This window comes from Acidovorax sp. GW835-FHT14B10, from assembly GCF_058793725.1.
The window spans coordinates 175182-191670 of the sequence record NZ_JBXAGC010000001.1; the positions used below are offsets into that span (position 1 = coordinate 175182).

Sequence of the window (16489 nt, forward strand, 5' to 3'; positions counted from 1 at the left end):
GCAAGCCTCAGCGGCCGAGAATGGTGATGGCGCAGACCGCCTCTTCGAGGCCGAACAGGCCGCCGCCGTTTTCGGCGATGGCGAGCCGTGCGCCCTGCACCTGGCGGGCCCCGGCTTCGCCACGCAGTTGGGTGACCAGTTCGTGCAACTGGCCCAGACCGGTAGCGCCGATCGGGTGCCCTTTGGACTCCAGTCCACCCGAGGTGTTGATGGGGATGCGCCCGCCAATCGTGGTGCCGCCGCTCTCGGCGAGCCATCCGCCTTCGCCGAACGCGCAGAAGCCCAGGTTTTCGCTCTGCACGATTTCGCCGATGGCGGTGGCATCGTGAACCTCGGCCAGCGAGATGTCCTGCGGGCCGATGCCGGCGAGTTTGTAGGCGAGCTTGGACGCCCTGGCGGTGATGTGCTGGCCCACGTCTTCGGGTCGCCGGTTGGTGCCCGTGGCCACCACGGAGGCCAGCACCTTGATGGCACGCCTGCGGTCGGCCATCCGCGCCAGCGCCGCCTCCGAGCAGACGATCGCCGCGGCTGCACCGTCGCTGATCGGCGCGCACATCGGTAGCGTGAGCGGGTAGGTGATGGGCGGCGCGGCCAGTACCTCTTCGATGGTGTAGGCGTTGCGGTATTGTGCCAGCGGGTTGTGTACGGAATGGCCGTGGTTCTTCGCCGACACCGCAGCGATTTGCCGCTGCGTGGTGCCGAACTCGCGCATGTGAAAGCGTCCAAAGGCGGCGTAAATGTCCATGAACAGGCTGTATGGCGCCTTCGACATCGACCCTTCAGGCGGCTCCACGCCGTGCCCCATTTGCAGCAGATTGCGTTTGTTCTCCTCGACCGTTGCCACGTCCCAGGCGCCGTCGAAGACGCTGAACATTTTGGCCTTGTCGGTGCAAAACATCTTCTCGGCACCCACTGCCAGCGCGATCTCTCCCGCGCCGGAGCGCACATACTGCACCGCCAGGCTGAAGGCCGAGCTGCCACTGGCGCAGGCGTTCTCAATGTTGAAGATCGGGATGGATTCGAAGCCCATGGAACGCAACGCAATCTGGCCGCGGATCATGCTCTGGCCTTCCAGCACACCCTGGGTTGCGTTGGAAAAGTACGCCGACTGGATATCGCTGGTGGCGAACCCGGCGTCGGTCAGCGCCGCGTGCACCGCAGCGGCGGTGAGTTGCTTGATGCCGCGATCGAGGAATTTGCCGGTCGGTGTCATGCCGACGCCGGCAATGTAGACGGTTGGGTGCGTGTGGCTCATCGTGGGAATTCTTGTGCAGCGTTCGGTTCAGTAGCCTTTGAAATCGGGCGTGCGTTTGCCGACGAAGGCCGCGAGGCCTTCGCGGATGTCGTGCGAATGGCGATGCGCGTCGAGCACCACCCGCTCCAGCCGCAGCGCCGAAGCCTGTGGCTGCTCCAGCCCGTCGGCGACCGTCTGCTTCATGCGGCGGATGACGAGCGGACTCTTGCTGGCGATGCGCGCGGCCAGTTTCTCCACCTCGCTCCCCAGATCGGCGTCGGGAACGACGCGGTTCACGAGGCCGAGTGGCACCAGTTCCTTCGCCGGCAGGGTGTCGCCGGTGAAGAGCAGGTATTTCGCGGCGGTGGCGCCAATTCGGCGCGGCAGGATCGCGGCGCCGCCGGCGCCGGGGAAGACGCCGAAATTGGCGTGGGCGTCGCCGATGCGGGCACTGTCGGCGGCGATGATCAGATCGCAGGCCATCGCCAGTTCCAGGCCACCGGCCAGGGTCAGGCCATTCAATGCCGCAATGGTGGGCTTGGGGCACATGCGCAGCCGTTCCATCATCGCGCCAACCTGGTCGAGAAAATCTGTCATCGGGTCGATCGGCCCAGGCGAACCGCCCGCGTCCTCAAAAACGCCCTTGAGGTCGGCCCCGGCACAAAAGGCACGGCCTGCTCCGGTGAGCACGATGACGCGAATGCCGGGGTCGCGCTCGATGCGCCCGATGGCCTCCAGCAGCTCGGTGCACATCGGGCCCGACAAGGCATTCATCGCGTCGGGCCGGTCAAGGGTGATCCAGGCGGTGGCGCCGCGCTGCTCGTAGCGGATCGTCGGGGTCGCTTCCATGTGTCTCCTTCGTGTTGTTGCGTGGCCTCGGCCAGCATCGTGCCGCGGTCCGCAAGCGGATTCAGCCTTTCAGCAGCTCCTCTGCGATGATCAATTTGCGCACCTCGGATGTTCCGGCGCCGATCTCGAGGATCTTGATGCAACGGAACAGCCGGTTGATCTCGGACTCCCAGATGTAACCGCCCCCGCCATGGACTTGCATGGCCTTGTTGAGCACCCGGTTGCAGGCCTCGCCAGCAAAGAGAATGGAGGCTGCAGTGAGCTTGTGGGCTTCGCCGCGTCCGCCGCCGCCGATCTCGAGGTCATTGACCTCGGCCAGTGTGCGCCAGACGAGGGTTTTCATCGCCTCGGTTTCGGTGTACATCTCGGCCAGCATGGCCTGCACCATCTGGAAGCTGCCGATAGGTTTGCCGAACTGCACGCGCGTCCTAGCGTATTCGACGCTCAATTCGAGCGCGCGTTCACAGATGCCGACGCACAGCGCTGCCACCAGCGCGCGCTCCAGGTCGAGTCCGCTCATGACGATTTTGACGCCTTCGTTTTCCTTGCCAACCAGGTTGGCCGCCGGCACGCGGCAGTCGTCGAATACCAGCTCGCCGGTCTGGCTGCCGCGAAAGCCCATCTTGACCAGTTTTTGCGCCACCTTGAAGCCGGGGAAGTCTTTTTCGACGATGAAGGCCGAGATGCCCTTGGCGCCGAGTTCCGGGGCGGTCTTGGCGTAGACCAGCAGCACATCGGCCACCGGGCCGTTGGTGATGTAAATCTTGGTGCCGTTGAGGATGTAGTGGTCGCCCACACGGCGTGCGCTGGTGCGCATGGCGCCCAGTGCATCCGAGCCGGCGCCAGGTTCGGTCAGGCCGAGCGCGCCGATCTTGCTGCCGTCGCACAGGCCGGGCAGGTATTGGCGGCGCTGCGCTTCACTGGCGTTGCGGTAGATGTTGTTGACGCACAGGTTGTCGTGCGCCGCCCACGACAGCGCGAGGGCAGGGTTCCAGCGCGCGAAGGCCTGGCAGATCAAACCCGAACTGAACAGGTCCATGCCGGCGCCGCCATGCTCGGCGGGCACGGTGACGCCCATGAAGCCGGCCGCGCCGATTCTCTGAAAAATATCCGGCGGCCACCATTCCTCGTCGTCCATGCGACGCGCGAGCGGCACAAACTCATTGCGGGCGAACTTGTCCGCGGCATCGAGCACGGCGCGGTCGTCGGCGGAGAGAACGAAACTGCGGGGGGTGACCATGTGGGGGTGCCAATCGGTGTTTGGGTTGTGGGTCAATGCGTCACGACGCGCGCGAGATCGGACTGGCGCCGACGAGACCTTTTTAAGTCGATGCAAATTTACTGGGGCGTTGCAAATCTGTCAAGCGTTAGATAGAATGTGGTGTGAACATTCACTTGGGGTGCCAGAACTGGAGGCTGTATCCATGGGAGACGGAATCGGCGCGTTTTCTTTGACCGTGGCCGACCTGCTGCGCAAGCAGGCGGCCGTCCGTGCCGAATCGACGGCTGTTGAGGATGCACGGGGAGTGCTGGGCTACCGAACGATTTACCGGTGCGTGAGTCGATTTGCCTGCGTACTGGCCGTAGCTGAAATGACGCACTGCGTGCGCCTTGCCTCAACAGCTTCGCCGCGACGAGCGCTGGGGCGAAGTACCCGTGGCCTTCGTCGCGCTCAAGCCCGGAGCCGCCACGGACGCGCAGGCCCTGCTGCAGTGGTGCCGTGCGCAACTGGCCGGCTACAAGGTGCCCAAGGACATTCGGTTTGTCGATGCCGCCGCGTTTCCGCGCAGCAGCACCGGCAAGATACAGCGCCACGAGATCGAGCGCCAATGGGCAAGCCTGTGATCCCGGTGGTTCGGCGCTGCCGCTTTGGCAAGCATCCGGTCACGCCGCATGCGGCGCGACCATTCATCAGCGTCAGCCGACGCTTCAACTTGAGGAGTTAGAGAGTCATGGGTCATAAAGTCATCGTCGCCGGCGTCGGCATGGTCCCGTTCACCAAACCGGGTGCCAGTGAGCCCTATCACGTGATGGGAGAGAAGGCCGTGCGCCAGGCCCTGGCCGACGCGCGAGTCGAGTACCCCATGATCCAGCAGGCCTATGTCGGCTACGTGTATGGTGATTCCACCTGCGGCCAGCGCGCGCTGTATCCAGTGGGCATGAGCGGCATACCGATTGTCAACGTCAACAACAACTGCTCCACCGGTTCGACCGCGCTGTTCCTGGCGCGCCAGGCGGTTGAAAGCGGTGCGGTCGATTGCGTGCTGGCGCTGGGCTTTGAGCAGATGGCCGCAGGCGCCATCAAGGCTCAGTTCGAGGACAGGCCCACGCCCTTTGAAGCATTCGACCGCGCCACCGCCGAACTGGTGGGTCACCCGGAAATCCCGCTGGCCATTCGTTACTTTGGCGGTGCGGGCAAGGCGCACATGGACAAATACGGCACGCGCCTGGACACCTTCGCCCACATCCGCGCCAAGGCCAGCCGCCATGCCGCCAACAACCCGCTCGCGCTGTTCCGCAAGGAAGTCAGCGTTGACGACGTGATGAGCGCACCAGCCGTCTGGCCCGGCGTGATGACGCGCTTGATGGCGTGCCCGCCGACCTGCGGCGCCGCCGCCGCGGTGATCTGCTCCGAAGCCTTCGCCAGGAAGCACGGGCTAGACACCCGCGTCTCCATCCGCGCCCAGTCGATGAGCACGGACTTCCCCAGCACCTTCGAATCGCACGACATGATGCGCCTGGTCGGCTTCGACATGGCGCGCGATGCGGCGCAAAAGGTCTATGCGCAAGCCGGCATCGGTCCGGACGACGTGGATGTGGTCGAGCTGCACGACTGCTTCGCACAGAATGAACTGCTGACATACGAGGCCCTGGGCCTGTGTCCGGTGGGGGGCGCGGAGAAGTTCGTGCTGGACGGCGACAACACCTATGGCGGCAAGGTCGTCACCAATCCGTCGGGAGGACTGTTATCCAAGGGCCATCCGCTGGGTGCCACCGGCCTGGCGCAATGTTTTGAGCTGACCCACCAACTGCGCGGCACGGCGGACCAACGCCAGGTCGAGGGCGCGCGCGTGGCCTTGCAGCACAACCTCGGACTGGGCGGCGCTTGCGTCGTCACGCTCTACCAGGCCGCTTGAGCGCAAACACAAAAAAGCCAGGAGCTTGAATCCCATGATTGACAAAAAATTCATCGGGTACGAGGTGCCGCCTACGCTGTGGGATGTGGAGAAGGGGCGCATTCGCTTCTTCGCCGAGGTGATCGGTAGCGCTGATCCGATTTGCCTCGACGAGGCCAGCGCCAAGGCCGCCGGTTACCGCAACGTCGTTGCGCCGCCGACCTTCATCTTTGGTGCCGAGAGCGATTCGGGCGTGCTGATGAAGTTGCTCGACACCCTCAAGATCGATCTGCGCGAGGTCTTGCACGGCGAGCAGCGCTTCGACTACCACGCCCCGGTGTGCGCTGGCGACACGCTGCGCTTCCAGACCCGGGTCGCCGACATCTACGACAAGAAGGACGGCGCACTCGAGTTTGTCGTCAACGACACGAAGGTCACCAATCAGCTCGGCGAGCATGTCGCCGACTTGCACTCGGTGATCGTCGTGCGCCACGCCTGAAGGAATAGCCATGAACGCTCAAACAAAAATGATCCAGGTCGGCGATGACATGCCCGTGCTGGAGTTGCCACCCATCAGCCGCACCACCCTGGCCTTGTTCGCCGGCGCCTCGGGCGACCACAACCCGATCCACATCGACATCGACTTCGCGCGCGGCGCGGGCATGAAGGACGTGTTTGCGCAAGGCATGCTGTCGATGGCCTATCTCGGGCGCGCGCTCACCGAATGGGTGCCGCAGCGCCAGATTCTCAGCTATGGCGTTCGCTTTGCGGCCATGACCCACCTGGGTGACCGCGTGCGCTGCAGCGGCAAGGTGGTCGAAAAGCTCGAGCACGCCGGTCGCCCCTGCGTGCGCGTTCAAATCAGCGCGGCCAAGGCCACGGGTGAAATCACGCTGGCGGGCGAGGCTCTGGTGGCCCTGAACTGAGGGCCGCTGACGGGCGGCCCGCCTTACATATTTCTTTTCAATCACAAGCAAGGACACACACCATGAAAAAACTCGAAGGCAAAGTCGCGATCGTCTCCGGATCGGGTCGCGGCATTGGGCGCGCCATCGCCATGAAGCTCGCCAGCGAAGGTGCCAAGGTCGTGATCAATGACCTCGACGCAGCGCCGGCCGAGCAGACGCTGGCCGACATCAAGGCCGCTGGCGGCACCGCCGTGGCCTGCGTAGGCAGCGTCACCGCCGACGGTTTCGCTGATCGCTTCGTCAAGACCGCGATCGACAACTTCGGCGGCCTGGACATCATCATCAACAACGCCGGCTACACCTGGGACAACGTGGTCCAGAAGATGACCGACGAGCAATGGAACGCGATCATTGATGTGCACCTGACCGCGCCGTTCAAGATTCTGCGCGCGGCCGCGGAGTTCATTCGTGCCGCTTCGCGCAAGGAAGCCGAAGCAGGGCAGGAGGTGTTCCGCAAGGTGGTCAACATCTCGTCCATCGCCGGCACCGGCGGCAATGCCGGCCAGGCCAATTACTCGGCCGGCAAGGCCGGCATCATCGGTCTGACCAAGGCGCTGTCCAAGGAGTGGGGGCGCTACAAGGTCAACGTCAATGCCGTCGCTTTTGGCATGATCAAGACGCGGCTGACCGAAGCTTCGGCCGCCGGCGATGCCTCGATTGACGTCGAAGGCCACAAGATCAAGGTCGGTGTCAATCCTGATCTGCTGGAAATGATGGAGCGCACCATTCCGCTGGGTCGCGGCGGTACGCCCGAGGAAGCGGCCGGATCGGTCTATCTGCTGTGCATTCCCGAATCGAACTACGTCAGCGGCCAGACCCTGATTTGCGGCGGCGGCATCTCGATCTGAAACGCATACCACCAGCGCACAAAGGCACACGATGGACATTGATTTCAGTCCGGAAGACAGGGCGTTCCAGCAAGAGGTTCGCGCCTGGTTCAAGGCCCACACGCCAGCCGAGCTCAAGCGCAAGACCGTCACCGGGGAGATGCTGCAAAAGGACGACATCGTTCAATGGCAGCGCCGGCTCGACACGCAGGGCTGGCTGGTCACCGGCTGGCCCAAGGAGCACGGCGGGCCGGGCTGGACGCCAACGCAGCGCTATATCTTTGACCTTGAACGCGCGGCGGCCAGCGCGCCGGTCGGCCTGTCGATGGGGGTGATCATGCTCGGGCCGGTGCTGGTCGCCTTTGGAACGCCTGAGCAAAAGGCGCAGTACCTGCCGCGCATCCGTCGCTGTGAAGACTGGTGGTGCCAGGGCTATTCCGAGCCGGGCGCAGGCTCGGATTTGGCCAGCTTGAAGACCACGGCCGTGGCCGATGGCGACGACTACATCCTCAACGGTTCGAAAATCTGGACCACCTACGCACACTGGGCCACCCACATGTTCTGCCTGGTGCGCACCTCCAGCACCGGGAAAAAGCAGGAAGGGATTTCCTTCCTGCTGATCGAGATGGACCGTGCTGGCATCGAGGTCAAGCCCATCGTCTCGATCGACGGCGAGCATCACCTCAACCAGGTGTTCCTCACCGACGTTCGCGTGCCCAGGAAAAACCTGGTTGGCCGTGAGGGCCAGGGCTGGGACATTGCCAAGTACCTGCTGACGCACGAACGCACCAGCATCGCCGGCGTGGCCGACTGCAAGGCGCATCTGGCCAATCTGTACGCCGCAGCGGGTGAGCGCCGCTCGGGCGGCCGACCGCTGGCCGAGGATGGCGCGATGCGCCTCAAGCTGGCGCGTGCCGAGATTGAACTGATGGCGCTTGAATACACCAATTTCCGCGTGCTCGCGGCCACTGCCGCAGGCAAGGCGCCGGGGCCGGAATCCTCACTGCTCAAGACCATGGGCACGGCGGTGCAACAGACCTTGTCCGAGCTGGACGTGGAAATCGCCGCCGAGATGGCGTGGCCCTGGCACGAGGGCGGCGAGTGGGGCCACGGGCGCTACGCGCATGCGATGCCGCGCTACTGCTTCTCACGCGCTGCCACCATCTACGGTGGCAGCGACGAGGTGCAGAAGAACGTACTGGCCAAGATGCTTCTGGCCGGCGGCGCACGCTAAAGGAAACCCCATGAACTTTGATTTGTCTGAAGAACAAACGATGCTGCGTGACGCGGCGCAGAAATTTTTGCGCGCCGAGTACGGTTTCGATGCCCGCAACAAAATCGCCGCATCCGAGCCTGGCATGAGCCGCGAGCACTGGCGGCGATTCGGCGAGTTCGGCTGGCTGGGCGTGGCGCTGCCCGAAGCGGACGGCGGTTTCGGCGGAGGCATTGTCGAGACGATCCAGGTCGCCGAGGCCTTGGGTGCGGCGCTGGCGGTAGAACCCTATCTCGCCAGCACGGTGCTCGGTGCGCAGGCGGTGGCGCGCGCAGGCAACCCGGCGCAGCGCTCGACGTGGCTGCCAGGGCTGGCATCGGGCGAGCTCATTCTCAGCTTGGCGCACACCGAGGTCGATGCGCGTCACGACCTCGCCCATGTCCAGACCCGCGCCACGGCCAAGGGCGGTGGCTGGGTGCTGTCGGGCCGCAAGAGCGGCGTGCTGGGCGCGCCCTGGGCTGACGGCTTCGTCGTCGTGGCCAGGACATCGGGCGCGGTCAATGAGCGCCGGGGTATCAGCTTGTTTCTGGTCGGGGCCAGGACGCCGGGGGTGCAGGTGGCGGGTTACAAGGTCTACGACGGCAGCCGGGCCGGCGATCTCCGGCTCGACGATGTCGTGCTCGGCGAGGGCGCGCTGCTCGGCACCGAAGGCGAAGGCCTGGCGCTGCTGGAGCACTTGATCGATCTTGGCATTGTTGCCGCCTGCGCCGATGCCCTTGGCGCGATGGGCGCGCTGCTGCGAAAAACCGGCGAGTACGTCAGCACGCGCAAACAATTTGACGTGCCGATTGCCAGCTTCCAGGTCATCCAGCACCGGCTGGTCGATATGTTTGCCGCCGTCGAAGCCACCCGCTCCCTGGTGTTGATGGCGGCCTTGCATGCCGAGCATCTCGATGCGGCGGTCCGTTCGCGTACCGTGTCGGCCGCCAAGGCGGCCATTGGCGAGCGAGCGCGTTTCGTCGCCCAGCAGGCGGTGCAGTTGCACGGCGGGGTGGGCATGACCGAGGAGTTGGACATCGGTCATTACTTTCGCCGCCTCACCCTCTTTTGCAACCTGTTCGGCAGCTCCGACCACCACCTGCAGCGTTTTGCGGCGCTGCGTGCGGCAACTTGATGGCGTGATGGGCGACCGGTTGCGAGACGGCGACGTGGAGTCGATGAAGATGGAGATGTGCATCAACGCCGATCACGACGGCGTGGTGCGCTCGCTGTCGGTGCAGGCCGGGGAGATGGTCTAGCGCGGCCTGGTCGTGGCGGTGGTCGAATCCGAAAACGCCGGCGAATGAATGGCGAACAAGTTGATCGCAAGAGATTTGTACCAGGAGACCAAGACATGAATGAAGCAGAAACGGTTCTGTACGAGGTGCGCGACGGCATTGCCACGGTGAAGATCAACCGGCCCGAGATGCGCAACGCGCTGTCACCGGCCGCTGCCAACCGGCTGCACGACCTGTGGGGCGAAGTCGATGCCGATAAAAACGTGCGCGTCGCCATCCTGACTTCGGCCGATTGCGGCACCTTCTGCGCCGGGCTCGACCTGCGCGAGGCGTCGCGCGTCAAGAAGGAAGAGGGCGTTGACATCCTGACCAAGATGAAGGATCCGTTCCACGGCCGCCAGCGCCGCGTGGCCAAGCCGATCATCGCCGCGATGACCGGCCACCTGATTGCCGGCGGCATGATGCTGAGCCTGAACTCGGATCTGCGCGTCGGCCTGAAGGGCACGCAAGTCGGCATCACCGAAACGCGTATCGCCGGGCGCGGCAGCCCGTGGGCGATTCCTCTGCTGTGGATGCTGCCGCAGCCGATGCTGATGGAGATGGTGCTGACCGGCGACCTGTATCCGATCGAGACTTTCCATGGGCTGGGTTTCATCAACTACCTCGAAGACACGCCGGATGCGGTACGCGCCCGCGCCAGCGCGCTGGCCGAGCGCATCCGCGACAACGCGCCGCTGTCGGTGATGGCCGGCAAGGAGTCGATCCTGACGGCCATGAGCGCGGGCTGCGACGCCGGCATGGCGTTGGCGCACAACATCTACCGCGCCGCCTACGCCAGCGAAGACGCGCAGGAGGGCCCGCGCGCCTTTGCCGAAAAGCGAAAGCCGGTGTGGAAGGGGCGCTGAAGTCGCACGGGGGAGAGGCCATGTCCAGTCTGACCCCTTTGTTCGAGAACAACCGTGTCTGGTCGGCGCGCTGCGCTGCCCAGGACCCGCAGTACTTCGAGCGGCTGGCGCAACAGCAGATGCCACGCTACCTGTGGATCGGCTGCTCCGACAGCCGGGTGCCGGCCAACGAAATCGTGGGCTTGCAGCCGGGCGAGGTGTTCGTGCACCGCAACGTCGGCAACCTGGTGGTGCACTCCGACCTGAACTGCCTGACGGTGCTGCAGTACGCGGTCGAGGTGCTCAAGGTCGAGCATGTGCTGGTGGTCGGGCACTACGGTTGCGGCGGCGTGCAGGCAGTGGTCGAACAGCGCCGAACCGGCCTGGCCGACAACTGGCTGCGTCATCTGGAAGACGTGGCGCGCAAGCATGCCGATCGGCTGGACGGCATTTCCTGTGCCGACGAGCGCGCCGCCCGGCTTTGCGAGATGAACGTGATCGAGCAGGTCAGCAATGTGTGCCGCACCACCATCCTGCGCCGCGCTTGGGAGCGCGGACAACAAGTCGAGGTGCATGGGCTGGTCTATGGCCTGCGCGACGGCTTGCTTCGACGGGTTGGTGTCAGTGTCAACGGTGCGCAGGATGGGCAAGATCGTTACCTCCAGTCACTGGCCGCGCTGTGTCTGCCGTGAAACTTGACGCGAGCGAGGCGCATTGAAAATGATTCATAACACCCCTAACGCCGCGCCCAGCATTGCCGCGCAGTTGGCTTCGTTCGCGCATGACCTCGAGCCCGGCATGCTGCCGGCGGCCGTGGTCGAACGGGCCAAGCTGCTGATGCTCGACGCACTGGGCATCGCACTGGCGTCGTCACAGCAGGATTTCGCGCACTGCGCCTACCGCGGCCTGCAGGCCTTGGGCGGCGCGGGCGATAGCGCCGTCATGGGCGCCTTTGCGCCATTGCTGTTGCGTGACGCGGTGTTGATGAATGGCATCCTGGTGCATGGACTGGACTTTGATGATACTCACCCCGGCGCGATCACGCACCCCAGCGCCAGCGCCTTTCCGCTGGCGTTGGGCCTGGCGGCGCAGCGGCATGCCACGGGCGCTGAGATGATCGCTGCCTACGTGCTGGCGATCGAGGTCGCAGCTCGCCTGGGTGCAGCGGCCCGGGGCGGCTTCCACGACGTTGGCTTTCATCCGACCGGGTTGGTGGGGGCTTTTGGTTGCACGCTGGCGGCGGGCAAGTTGATGGGGCTGGACCGGATCGGACTTGAACACGCGCAAGGTGTGGTGTTGTCCATGGCTTCTGGCAGCATGGAATTCCTGAGCGACGGCGCCTGGACCAAGCGCATGCACCCGGGCTGGGCCGGTGTCTGCGGACTGACAGCCACGGCGCTGGCCGGTGCCGGGTTTCGCGGCCCTTCACAGCCTTATGAAGGGCGTTTTGGCCTGTACGCCAGCCACCTTGCCGCACGCGGCCTGCAGGCCGACCTGTCGCAGTGCACGCGCGGCCTGGGCGAGCGCTGGGAAGTGCTCGATGTCGCCGTCAAGCTGTATCCGACCTGCCACTTCACGCACGCCAGCATCGACGCCGCGTTGGCGCTGCGGGCCGCCGGTCTGCGTGCCGAGGAGGTGGCGTCGGTGCAGGTGCTCCTGCCGCAAGGGGTGCACCCGGTGGTGTGCGAGCCAGTTGCGGCCAAGCGCCGCCCGGCCAATGTCTATGAATCGCAGTTCAGCATCCACCACCTTGTCGCGCTGGCCCTGCTGCGCGGGGAATTGGGGCTGACCGAACTGGATGCTGTCAACCTGAGCGACCCACGGGTGCAGGCGCTGGCTGACCGCATCGAGCACGTGGCCGACCCCGAAGCCGATTACCCGGCCTTCTTTTCGGGTGAACTGCGCGTGCGCACGCACGACGGGCGCGAACTGCGCTGGCGTGAGTCAGCGCACCGTGGCGCGCCGGGTCGACCCATCACGGGCGCTGACATCGAGATCAAATTCATGCGCAATGCGCTGCTGGCGCTGCCACGCGATCAAGCGCTGCGCTGGCGCGACGCCGTGCTGGCGGCTGACCGGATCAAAGACGCAGCCACCTTGGCGCGCACCCTGACCCAGTCCAACACCTCCGGAGCCCCCTGATGACCACCAGCCAGCCCATGGCCTTTGATGCTGAAAAAGAAAGTTTGGTGCTCGATGCCGTCGAGCGCTTCGTAGAGAGGGAGCTCAAGCCGGTGGCGCAGCGGCTCGAACATGCCGACGAGTGGCCGGCCGGCATTGTCGCCGGGATGCGCGAGATGGGCCTGTTTGGCTGCATCATCCGGGAGGAATACGGCGGCCTGGGCCTGTCGGCCAGCACCTATGCCAAGGTTGTGGAGCGCATCGCGCGGGTCTGGATGTCGGTGTCCGGCATCATCAATTCGCATCTCATCATGGCCGCTTGCGTGCAGCGCAACGGCACCGAGGCGCAACGCCAGCGTTTTCTGCCGATCTTTGCCAGCGGCGAGCTGCGCGGCGGGCTGGCACTGACCGAACCCGATTGTGGCACCGATCTGCAGGCGGTGCGCACGGTGGCGCGCCGCGACGGTGATCACTACGTCATCAACGGCACCAAGACATGGATCTCCAACGGCATCCATGGACAGGCCTTTGCCGTACTGGTCAAGACCGACCCCCAGGCGCAGCCACGGCATCGTGGCATGAGCCTGTTCATCTGCGAGAAAGGCCCGGGCTTCACCTCCACCCGCAAGCTGGAAAAGCTCGGCTACAAGGGCATTGACAGCGCCGAGCTGGTGTTCGAAAACTTCCGCGTGCCGGCCGAAAATCTGGTGGGCGGTGTGGAAGGGCAGGGCTTCAAGCAGGTGATGAGCGGGCTCGAGCTCGGGCGCATCAATGTGGCAGCACGCGGCGTGGGTGTGGCGCGCGCCTGCCTGGAGGAATCGGTTGCCTATGCGCAACTGCGGCGCACCTTTGGCAAGCCGATCTGCGATCACCAGGCGATTGCGCTCAAGTTGGCTGACATGGCGACCCGGGCCGAGGCGGCGCGGCTGCTGGTTGAACAGGCCGCGCGTGCTTATGACGTTGGCCAGCGCTGCGACATGGAAGCCGGTATGGCCAAGCTGTTCGCCAGCGAGGCGGCGGTCGAAAACGCCATGGAAGCACTGCGGATTCACGGTGCCTATGGTTATTCGAAAGAGATGAACGTCGAGCGCTATTACCGCGATGCGCCGCTGCTGTGCATTGGCGAGGGCACCAACGAACTGCAGCGCCTGATCATTGCCCGCCAACTGGTGGAGCGGGACCCCATTTGAGCCTTCGCCTGCTGAGCGATCGGAGCCTCACTCCGCCAGTTTGTTTTGCAGTTCGGCCACGGTCTCCGGGTTGACCAGCGAGGACAGGTCACCCGGGCTCTCGCCCCGGTACACGGCACGCACGACGCGGCGCATGATCTTCATGTTGCGCGTCTTCGGCAGGTCGCTGACCAGCAGCACCTGACGCGGGCGGTAAGACGTGCCCATGCCTGCGACCACGGCCCCCGACAGTTCGGCTTGCAGCGCCGCTCCCGCCGCCACGCCGGGCATCGGCACGCAGACGCAGACGATGGCCGAGCCCTTGATCTCGTCGGGCACGCCGACCACCGCGGCCTCCGAGACCTTGCCGGTGCCGGTGAGCAGCGTTTCGATTTCCGACGGGCCGGTGCGCTTGCCCGAGACCTTGATCGTGTCGTCGCTGCGGCCGAGGATGTAGAACAGACCGTCTGCGTCACGCATGGCGAAATCGCCATGCACCCACAGGCCGGGGAGGGTACGCCAGTAGCTGTCGAGGTAACGCTCGTCGTCGCGCCACAGGCTTTTGGTAAAACCGATGTTGGGATTGCGCAGCACCAGTTCGCCGACCTGCCCGGGGCCGACCGGCTGGCCGCTTTCGTTCACGATGTTAACGCCCGCACCGAGTCCGCGCGCGCCAAACGAGCCAGGACGCAGAGGATGGTGCAGGGTGCCGGTGAAATTACAACCGCCGACCTCGGTGCCGCCCACGATGTTCAGGAACGGAAGCTTTGTTTTGCAGACGTGCTCGAAGAACCAGCGCCACGGCGCCTCGGTCCAGGCCTCGCCGCCTGAGCAGGTGACGCGCAGGGACGACAGGTCGTAGCGCTCGACGTCCTCGTTGCCATGGCGCATCAGCCCCCGGATCAGCGTCGGCGCCACCCCGACATAGCTGACCTTGTGGTCCTGCAGCAGGCGCCAGAACCGCCCGGTGTCGGGGTAATCGGGCGTGCCTTCGGCCACCAGCAGGCTGCCGCCAAAGTAGCTCGGAATGCAGGCGCACATGGCGCCCACCATCCAGCCCATGTCGCTCATGAAGAAGAAGCGGTCGCTGGCCTTGAAATCGGCGCAGATGTGCATGTCGCGCGTGACCATCGAGCCAAGGAAGCTGACATGCGTCCAGACGCAGCCCTTGGGTTTGCCGGTGGTGCCGGAGGTGTAGAGCAGCACGGCGGGTGCCTCGGCCTCCATTTCGGCGGTCGGGCGGTCGGCGGGTTGCTTGGCCACCAGCGTGGCCCAGTCGTGGTCGCGTCCGGGTGTCATCGGGCAGGCGAGTGCTTCGCCCAAGTGGCGCAGCACCAGCACGTGCTGCACGCTTGGCGCTTCGGCCAGCGCTTCGTCGAGCACCGGCTTCATGGCCCCTGGGCTGCCGCGCCGCCAGGTGCCATCGACCGTCAGCACGGCTTTGGCTTCGCCGTCGTTCAAGCGCGAGATGATCGGCTGCGGCCCGAAGCCTGAAAACAGGGGCATCAGGACCGCCCCCATTTTCAGCACCGCGAAAAACGCGATGAAGGTCTCTGGCAGGTTGGGCATGAACAGACCGACCCGGTCGCCGCGCCCTATGCCGAGCGACGCCATCGCCCCTGCCAGGCGGCAAACCTCGGCATCGAACTCGCGGTAGCTCAGGCTCCTGCGGTCTTTCGGGTCTTCTCCCTCCCAGACCAGGAAGGTCTGCTCCCACACCGGCGTGCCGCGGTGCCGGTCCAGACAATTCAAGACGATGTTGGTCGTGCCGCCTGCACACCAGCGCGCCCATTCGATGCCGCGCGAGGTGTCGAGCATCTGGGTGTAGGGCTTGTAGAAGCGCATGTCGCAGAAGTCGAACACCTCTTCCATAAGCCATGCCGGATCGGCATCGGCACGCGCGCTCAAGTTCTCGAAGCTGGATTCGCCAACCTTGCGCAGGAAGGCGGTGAGGTTCGATTGCGCCATCAGGTCCGGGGTTGGCACCCAGTCGAACGGTTGTTTGTTAGAAATCATGACACAATATACACTGAAGGCCGCGCTGGAGTCCAGTGTGGTACCCGTATGAATTTTTTCCTTTATTTGGCTTGTCAGAAGGGCGGTGTATTCCCATGCATGTCGACGAAGCGATCCGCAGCCGAAAATCAGTCAGGCGTTTTCTGCCCACGCCCATTCCCACCTCGGTCGTGCATCACATACTGGACGTGGCGGCGCGGGCGCCGAGTGGCAACAATGTGCAGCCGTGGAGGGTTTATGCGGTGGCGGGCGAGGCGCGGCAGCGCTTGTGCGATGCCATCGTTCATGCGGCCACCCACGAAGCCGACCGCCACCTGCCCGAGTACGCCTATTACCCCACGACCTGGGTTGAGCCGTATCTGGAGCGCCGGCGTCGCTGCGGCTTCGGCCTGTATGCCAGCCTGGGCATCGGCCGCGACGATATGGCGGCGCGCGAGCGCCAGATGCTGCGCAACTACCTTTTCTTCGACGCGCCGGTCGGGCTGATCGTCACGCTGGACCGCCGCCTGAACACCGGCAGCTTCATGGACCTGGGGATGTTCATCGAGAACATCCTTATCGCCGCGCGCGCCCAAGGCCTGCACACCTGTGCGCAGGCGGCGTTTGCCTGGTTCCACAAGGTGGCGCGCACCCAGTTGCCGATCGGTGACCACGAAATCCTGGCCTGCGGCATCGCCCTGGGTCACGAAGACCTGTCGGCCCCGGAGAATGCCTTCATTACCGAACGTGCCGAGGTGGATGCCTTCGCCAGCTTCCATGGCTTTTGATCCTCAGGGCGTGATCGAAGTCGATCGCCCTGGGTTGCTTGCTTTTTT

General features: G+C 64.8%; 17 protein-coding genes. 13 read left to right on the plus strand and 4 right to left on the minus strand.

Going from position 1 to position 16489, the window contains the following annotated elements:
• Positions 1 to 7: 7 nt before the first annotated feature.
• The 3 genes from AC1Q5S_RS00790 to AC1Q5S_RS00800 form a co-directional block, all read right to left on the minus strand.
• On the minus strand, positions 8 to 1255 hold the full coding sequence (locus tag AC1Q5S_RS00790; RefSeq protein WP_060985450.1) for a thiolase family protein: 1248 nt from the start codon (positions 1253 to 1255) through the stop codon (positions 8 to 10).
• Positions 1256 to 1282: 27 nt separating this feature from the next.
• A complete protein-coding gene (locus AC1Q5S_RS00795; protein WP_060985451.1) occupies positions 1283 to 2083 on the minus strand; it encodes an enoyl-CoA hydratase/isomerase family protein in 801 nt (266 codons plus the stop codon).
• Positions 2084 to 2144: 61 nt separating this feature from the next.
• On the minus strand, positions 2145 to 3323 hold the full coding sequence (locus AC1Q5S_RS00800; protein ID WP_060985452.1) for an acyl-CoA dehydrogenase family protein: 1179 nt from the start codon (positions 3321 to 3323) through the stop codon (positions 2145 to 2147).
• Positions 3324 to 3694: 371 nt separating this feature from the next.
• On the opposite strand from AC1Q5S_RS00800, the gene AC1Q5S_RS00805 reads away from it, so the two are divergent.
• The 12 genes from AC1Q5S_RS00805 (at position 3695) to AC1Q5S_RS00860 (ending at position 13679) form a co-directional block, all read left to right on the plus strand.
• Positions 3695 to 3928, plus strand: a complete 234-nt coding sequence (locus tag AC1Q5S_RS00805) for an AMP-binding enzyme (protein WP_060985453.1) — start codon at positions 3695 to 3697, stop codon at positions 3926 to 3928.
• Positions 3929 to 4035: 107 nt separating this feature from the next.
• Positions 4036 to 5220, plus strand: a complete 1185-nt coding sequence (locus tag AC1Q5S_RS00810; protein ID WP_060985454.1) for a lipid-transfer protein — start codon at positions 4036 to 4038, stop codon at positions 5218 to 5220.
• 34 nt (positions 5221 to 5254) lie between these two features.
• Positions 5255 to 5698, plus strand: a complete 444-nt coding sequence (locus AC1Q5S_RS00815) for a MaoC family dehydratase N-terminal domain-containing protein (protein WP_060985455.1) — start codon at positions 5255 to 5257, stop codon at positions 5696 to 5698.
• A 10-nt stretch (positions 5699 to 5708) separates the two neighbouring features.
• The gene (locus AC1Q5S_RS00820) at positions 5709 to 6125 is read left to right on the plus strand and encodes a MaoC family dehydratase (RefSeq protein WP_060985456.1); all 417 of its coding nucleotides are present in this window, start codon (positions 5709 to 5711) and stop codon (positions 6123 to 6125) included.
• A 62-nt stretch (positions 6126 to 6187) separates the two neighbouring features.
• Positions 6188 to 7015, plus strand: coding sequence for an SDR family NAD(P)-dependent oxidoreductase (locus AC1Q5S_RS00825; RefSeq protein WP_066786140.1), 828 nt, complete (start codon positions 6188 to 6190; stop codon positions 7013 to 7015).
• Between the two features lie 31 nt (positions 7016 to 7046).
• A complete protein-coding gene (locus tag AC1Q5S_RS00830; protein ID WP_060984634.1) occupies positions 7047 to 8228 on the plus strand; it encodes an acyl-CoA dehydrogenase family protein in 1182 nt (393 codons plus the stop codon).
• Between the two features lie 10 nt (positions 8229 to 8238).
• On the plus strand, positions 8239 to 9381 hold the full coding sequence (locus AC1Q5S_RS00835; RefSeq protein ID WP_060984635.1) for an acyl-CoA dehydrogenase family protein: 1143 nt from the start codon (positions 8239 to 8241) through the stop codon (positions 9379 to 9381).
• A complete protein-coding gene (locus AC1Q5S_RS00840) occupies positions 9368 to 9505 on the plus strand; it encodes a biotin/lipoyl-containing protein (RefSeq protein WP_171455896.1) in 138 nt (45 codons plus the stop codon). The genes AC1Q5S_RS00835 and AC1Q5S_RS00840 overlap by 14 nt, the downstream gene beginning before the upstream one ends.
• A gap of 95 nt (positions 9506 to 9600) precedes the next feature.
• Positions 9601 to 10389, plus strand: a complete 789-nt coding sequence (locus AC1Q5S_RS00845) for an enoyl-CoA hydratase/isomerase family protein (protein WP_060984636.1) — start codon at positions 9601 to 9603, stop codon at positions 10387 to 10389.
• Positions 10390 to 10409: 20 nt separating this feature from the next.
• Complete coding sequence (gene can / locus AC1Q5S_RS00850) at positions 10410 to 11060, plus strand: carbonate dehydratase (RefSeq protein ID WP_060984656.1); 651 nt, start codon at positions 10410 to 10412, stop codon at positions 11058 to 11060.
• 28 nt (positions 11061 to 11088) lie between these two features.
• Positions 11089 to 12510: an MmgE/PrpD family protein gene (locus tag AC1Q5S_RS00855; RefSeq protein ID WP_060984637.1), complete on the plus strand. Its 1422-nt coding sequence runs from the start codon at positions 11089 to 11091 to the stop codon at positions 12508 to 12510.
• The gene (locus tag AC1Q5S_RS00860; RefSeq protein WP_207959149.1) at positions 12510 to 13679 is read left to right on the plus strand and encodes an acyl-CoA dehydrogenase family protein; all 1170 of its coding nucleotides are present in this window, start codon (positions 12510 to 12512) and stop codon (positions 13677 to 13679) included. Before AC1Q5S_RS00855 ends, AC1Q5S_RS00860 begins: the two co-directional genes overlap by 1 nt.
• Before the next feature lie 27 nt (positions 13680 to 13706).
• Here the strand turns inward: AC1Q5S_RS00860 and AC1Q5S_RS00865 are convergent, their stop codons facing one another.
• Positions 13707 to 15674, minus strand: coding sequence for an AMP-binding protein (locus AC1Q5S_RS00865; protein ID WP_060984639.1), 1968 nt, complete (start codon positions 15672 to 15674; stop codon positions 13707 to 13709).
• 95 nt (positions 15675 to 15769) lie between these two features.
• Between AC1Q5S_RS00865 and AC1Q5S_RS00870 the strand changes: the two genes are divergently transcribed.
• Complete coding sequence (locus AC1Q5S_RS00870) at positions 15770 to 16441, plus strand: nitroreductase (RefSeq protein ID WP_060984640.1); 672 nt, start codon at positions 15770 to 15772, stop codon at positions 16439 to 16441.
• The last annotated feature ends 48 nt before the right edge of the window (positions 16442 to 16489 follow it).